The organism is Modestobacter sp. KNN46-3 (assembly GCF_011039295.1).
On record NZ_JAAKGN010000239.1, the window covers coordinates 1 to 5065 of the forward strand.

General features: G+C 75.0%; 5 protein-coding genes and 1 pseudogene. 2 read left to right on the forward strand and 4 right to left on the reverse strand.

Annotated elements, in window-relative coordinates; all coding sequences use genetic code 11:
* From G5C62_RS27680 to G5C62_RS25530, 3 genes and pseudogenes are all read right to left on the reverse strand, one after another.
* A pseudogene (locus tag G5C62_RS27680) lies at positions 1-418 on the reverse strand (hypothetical protein); the annotation flags it as partial.
* A gap of 32 nt (positions 419-450) precedes the next feature.
* Entirely contained in the window at positions 451-1191 is a 741-nt protein-coding gene (locus G5C62_RS25525; protein WP_052090737.1) for a response regulator transcription factor, read from the reverse strand.
* Positions 1192-1306: 115 nt separating this feature from the next.
* Positions 1307-2146, reverse strand: coding sequence for a siderophore-interacting protein (locus tag G5C62_RS25530; protein WP_241176135.1), 840 nt, complete (start codon positions 2144-2146; stop codon positions 1307-1309).
* A 317-nt stretch (positions 2147-2463) separates the two neighbouring features.
* On the opposite strand from G5C62_RS25530, the gene G5C62_RS25535 reads away from it, so the two are divergent.
* Together G5C62_RS25535 and G5C62_RS25540 are read left to right on the forward strand one after the other, a co-directional pair.
* The gene (locus G5C62_RS25535) at positions 2464-2673 is read left to right on the forward strand and encodes a DUF2945 domain-containing protein (protein ID WP_164703215.1); all 210 of its coding nucleotides are present in this window, start codon (positions 2464-2466) and stop codon (positions 2671-2673) included.
* A gap of 34 nt (positions 2674-2707) precedes the next feature.
* Positions 2708-3133 carry a DUF2795 domain-containing protein gene (locus G5C62_RS25540; RefSeq protein WP_164703216.1) on the forward strand — a complete coding sequence of 142 codons (426 nt, stop codon included), beginning with the start codon at positions 2708-2710 and terminating at the stop codon, positions 3131-3133.
* A 61-nt stretch (positions 3134-3194) separates the two neighbouring features.
* On the opposite strand, the gene G5C62_RS25545 is transcribed toward G5C62_RS25540, so the two are convergent.
* The gene (locus G5C62_RS25545; RefSeq protein ID WP_164703217.1) at positions 3195-4373 is read right to left on the reverse strand and encodes a hypothetical protein; all 1179 of its coding nucleotides are present in this window, start codon (positions 4371-4373) and stop codon (positions 3195-3197) included.
* Positions 4374-5065: the final 692 nt, after the last annotated feature.

A 5065-nucleotide genomic window follows, 5' to 3' on the forward strand; every position in this document is an offset into this window, starting at 1 on the left:
CCGACACGGCGGTGAGGATCCTGGTCCCGTCGATCGTCGCCGGGTCCAGGGCGCTGACATCGGGCAGGTCGTCGTCGTCCCGGGGGCCGGTCACCACCGACGCGGGGCCGTCCTCGGCGCCGAAGGGGAGGCAGGCGACGTACTGGTTGGTGGGGAACCGCATGTCGCTTCGGGAGCAGGCCTGGACGACGGCGAAAGGCTGCGCGGCCCACTGGTCGAGCGTCCGCTGCAGCTGGGCGTCCTGCTGCTCGACCAGGTAGTCGCGCAGCAATGAGGTCGCGGCGAAGCCGGTGGCGGCCAGCGCCGCCGCGACCAGGGCCACCATCAGCGCCACCAGGGTGACCCGCAGGGGGATGCGGGGCGCGGAGCCCCGGACCGGGCGCTCCGCCGGCGCACCCGCGGGCGAGGGGGTCGTCATCGGCTCCACCGGCGTCCTCGGGGCGGTGGCGGTCACGAGCCGCGTGGCAGGCGCAGGGAGTAGCCCACCCCGCGCAACGTGTGCAGCAGCCGGGGTTCGGTGGTGTCGATCTTGCGGCGCAGGTAGGAGATGTAGGACTCGACCACGTTGGCCTCGCCGTTGAAGTCGTAGTTCCACACGTGGTCGAGGATCTGCGCCTTCGACAGCACCCGGCCGGCGTTGGTCATCAGGTAGCGGAGCAGCTTGAACTCCGTCGGCGACAGGCTGACCAGCTTGCCGGCCTTGAGGACCTCGTGCGACTCCTCGTCGAGCTCGATGTCGGCGAAGGTCAGCCTGGGTGCCTCGGTGGCCTGCTGCACGCTCTGGGTGCGGCGCAGCACCGCCCGGATGCGGGCCAGCACCTCGTCGAGGCTGAACGGCTTGGTGACGTAGTCGTCCCCGCCCAGGGTCAGCCCGGTGACCTTGTCGTCGGCGGCGTCCCGGGCGGTCAGGAACAGCACGGGAGTGTGCGACCCGTTCTGGCGCAGCCGGCGGACGACGCCGAAGCCGTCCAGCCCGGGCATCATCACGTCGAGCACGAGCAGGTCGGGGCGGAACTGCTCCGCGACGGACAGGGCCTGCTGCCCGTCCGGCGCGGTCGCCACCTCGAATCCGGCGTACCGGAGGCTCGCCGACAGCAGTTCACGGATGTTCGGCTCGTCGTCGACGACCAGGAGCCGGGCCTCGGGCCGCTGGGCGCCGGGAGCCGGTGAGCTGGAACCGGTGGTGGACACGTCCCCTCCCGATGGACCCTGCGGCAGCGTCGTCATCCCCCCAGCATGCCGCCGGCGACTGCGGCTGTCCTGGACGGCACCTGTGAGGAGCCTGGGTGTCCGGGCTGGGAGGAGGTCACCCGGCCGGGGACATCGCCCGGCCGGCGCGCCAGTACCCGATGGCGTGGTGCTGGCTCCGGCGCAGTCCCCAGCGGCCCCGCAGGTCGGCGCGCACGGCGCGGACGACGGCCGACTCGGCGCCCACCCAGGCGAAGAGGTCCTCACCCGACGGGCGGTGCAGCGCGGCCACCGCGTCGACCAGCAGGGTGCTCGCCTCCGGCGCCGTCCCGGCCCGGTGCAGCCAGCGCAGCTCGACGCCCCTCGGGGCGGTCAGCGGCTGCTCCTCCTGCGGGCCGGCCACCTCGAGCAGGGCCACCCCGCGGGTGTCCGGGGCGGCCGCAGCCAGGATCCGGCTGATCGCCGGGAGCGCGGTCTCGTCGCCGGCCAGCAGCAGCCAGCCGGCGGGGGAGGCGCCCAGGGGTGCGGCGCTGGCCAGGCCCAGCACGGCGCCGGGCGTGGCGGCCGCCGCCCAGGAGGCGGCCGGGCCGTCCCCGTGCAGCACGAAGTCGACGTCGACCTCACCGGCGTCCGGGTCCTGTCGGCGTGCGGTGTAGCTGCGCAGGGCGACGCCGTGGCTGCCCTGCGGCCAGACGATGCGGCCGTCGCGGGCCACGTGCGGCCAGTGCGGGGAGCGGTCGTCGGCGCGGGGGACCAGCAGGGACATCGTGGGTCCGCAGGCCGCGACCACGGCGGCGGACGCGGTCAGGGTGACCCGGCGGACCGCGGGCGTCACGTCGCGCACGGCGGTCACGCTGAGCACGTCGATCGGGCGGACGGCGGGGTCGGCCGCCCCGGCGCCGGGCGCGGCTGCCGTGCGGGCCGGTTCCTCGATCGGTGCCACGTCCTCGGTCGCCACGAGGACCGACCCTAACGGGGCCGGCCCGGCCGGCCCCGGGGGAATGGGGCCAGCCGGGCCGGCGATCATGGACGAGGACCTCACCCAGCGTGACCAGTCGATCGCACTGATCAGGGAAGACGCTGTGTGCGTCCCGTCGAGTGAGCACGCTACGTGACGATCTCGCCGTCGGCACCACCGACCGCGCAGAGACCCCCCGAACGGGTGACCGCCGTCGGGTGGCGGAGCGCCGGTCGACGCGCGTCGGCGCCCGATGTGTGCGCCCGCGCCGCCACGGGCAGGCACACCGGACCGACGGTGCGAGAGGGGGGCCTGACATGGCGGAGGAGTTCTCGAAGGGCGACCACGTGAGCTGGAAGAGCCACGGCGGCACGGCCGAGGGCACGGTGAAGCGCAAGATCACCGAGGACACCGAGGCTGCCGGGCGAACGGTGCGCGCCAGCTCCGACGACCCGCAGTACGAGGTCGAGAGCGAGAAGAGCGGGGGCACCGCCGTGCACAAGCCCAGCGCACTGGAGAAGGACTGAGCGGCGCGGCGACGCCCGCACGGAGGAGGAGAACGTGAGCGAGTCAGACGGCGGCTTCACCGGGAGCCGGAGCACCAAGCACAACCCGCGCATCGACGAGGAGCTCGAGCACGAGGTGCAGGGGATGATGAAGGCGGAGCGGGCCACCCGTTCCGAGGAGTGGCGCGAGGTGGAGCCGGTCGGGGAGGACCAGCCCGACATCGACGCCGACCCGGCCGGCACGTTGGTCGGCGGGGTCCCGCAGGGCATGGACGCGAACGCGGTCGTGGCCCGGGCCGAGCTGTCCCGCTGGCTGGACCGTGCGGACTTCCCCAGCACCGGCCCAGAACTGGTCGAGGCCGCCCGGGACCACCGCGCCCCGGACGTGGTCGCCGAGGAGCTGTCCCGGCTGCCCGAGGGCCAGGTCTTCGAGCGCATCGGGGACGTCGTCCGGGCGCTGGGCTACCCGACGGAGACCTGAGCCCCGACCTGGCCGACCATCGACCGGCGTCGTCCCCTGGGGGCGGCGCCGGTCGGTGCGTTCAGGACGAGCTGTCGGCCTCGGCCGCCTCCTCCTCGGCGATCTCCTCCGCGCCACGGCGACGGAACAGCCGCGATCCCGGGAACCCCTTCACCACCTGGCGCATGTCCTGCACGGTCTCCACCAGGGTGTGCACGTCCGGTGCGACGTCGCTCAGCGTCAGCAGCACCGGGAGCAGGTCCTCGTCGAGGTGCACCACGAGGTCGGGGAGCCGGTCGACCAGGGTGATGATCGCGGTGACCTCGTCGGTGTGCAGCTCCTCGGCGAACCGGGTCAGCACCGGGGCCAGCGTCCTCAACGCGGGGCGGTAGTCCTCCAGCAGCGGGGAGATCGTCGCGAGCAGCGCCTCCGCACGGGCCAGCGTGCCGTCGGCGGCGCCGGCCGTGCCTGCGACTGCGGTGAGCAGCGCATCGGCGGCGTCGGTGGACCGGCCGATCCGGGCGACGGACTCGTCCGCGGCGTCGTTGGTCGCCCCCATCCGGGCGACCGACTGGTCCGCGGCGTCGTTGGTGACCCCGATGCGGGCGACGGCGGCGTCTGCGGCGTCGTTCGTGACCCCGATCCTGCCGACAGCGCCGTCCGCCGCGTCGTTGGTGACCCCGATGCGCGCGACGGCGGCGTCCGCGGCGTCGTTGGTCACGCCGATCCTGCCGACGGCGGCGTCTGCGGCGTCGTTGGTGACGCCGATGCGGGCGACGGCGGCGTCTGCGGCGTCGTTGGTGACCCCGATGCGGGCGACGGCGGCGTCCGCGGCGTCGTTGGTCACGCCGATCCGTGCGACAGACCGGTCAGCGGCGTCGTTGGTGACGCCGATGCGGGCGACGGCGGCGTCTGCGGCGTCGTTGGTGACGCCGATCCTGGCGACGGCGGCGTCTGCGGCGTCGTTGGTGACGCCGATCCTGGCGACGGCGGCGTCCGCGGCGTCGTTGGTGACCCCGATCCGGGCGACGGCCTCGTCGGCGTGGACGCGGGTGACGTCGATGCCGGCGACCGCCACCTCGGCCCGGTCGGCGATGCGTTCCATCCGGTCGACCAGCACCCCGACGCGCTTCAGCAGCTGTTCACCCTCGTTGAGGGCCCCCACCACCCGAGGCAGCAGGGCGAGGGCCTCGGCGACGCCGTCACGGAGGCCCTCGGCGGCGTGCAGCACGTCCGACGGGCCGGGAAAGGGCAACTTCACGGGCCAGACGCTACGGTCCGGCGGGTCGGCCTGCCGGTCGAGAGCCGTGCTCCGTGTGACCGATCCGTTCGTCGCCCGCGCGTCCGGTCGGCCTGGTGGCGCACCGCCCGTATCGTGGAGCGGTCGCGCTGGCGGCGGTCTCCGGCCGTCCCGGGGCGCAGGACGACCACGCAGCGAGCGACTGCGGACAACGACGATGGGATGTCGACGCCGGTGGCGGATCAGCCGACGCGGGACGGGGCCGACGACGGTCCCCGGCGCGGCGACCGACCGACCGGCGCCGTCCCCCCTGTCCCGGGGGGCGAGCCGGGTGCTCCCGGTACCGAGGGCCCGGCCGCGCCGCTGACCGTCGCCGAGCTGCTCGCCCGCTCGGGCACAGGGGTCCGCCGGCGACGCGCGGATCGACGCGAGGCCGGTGAGGCCACCGGCCGTCAGCAGTCGGTCGACGACGCCGGCACCCCGCTGTGGCAGCCGGGGGCGGCCAGGGACGACGGTCCGGTCCGGCCCGGCCGGCCGACGCTCTCGGACGAGCACGGTCCCCGGGGTACGTGGCGGGACCGTCCGCAGCCGTCCGCCGTGCCCTCGCCGCCGGTGCTCCCGACCGGCTGGCAGCCGGCGATGCCCGGACCGACCTCGGACCCGGAACCCGCCCCGCCGGCCGGGCCGAGGTGGCGGTCGCCGGCATCGACGTC

Bases quoted from the DNA above. Each gene is read 5' to 3' on its own strand.
- G5C62_RS25535 (WP_164703215.1), top strand. From the start codon at position 2,464: ATGGCGGAGGAGTTCTCGAAGGGCGACCACGTGAGCTGGAAGAGCCAC.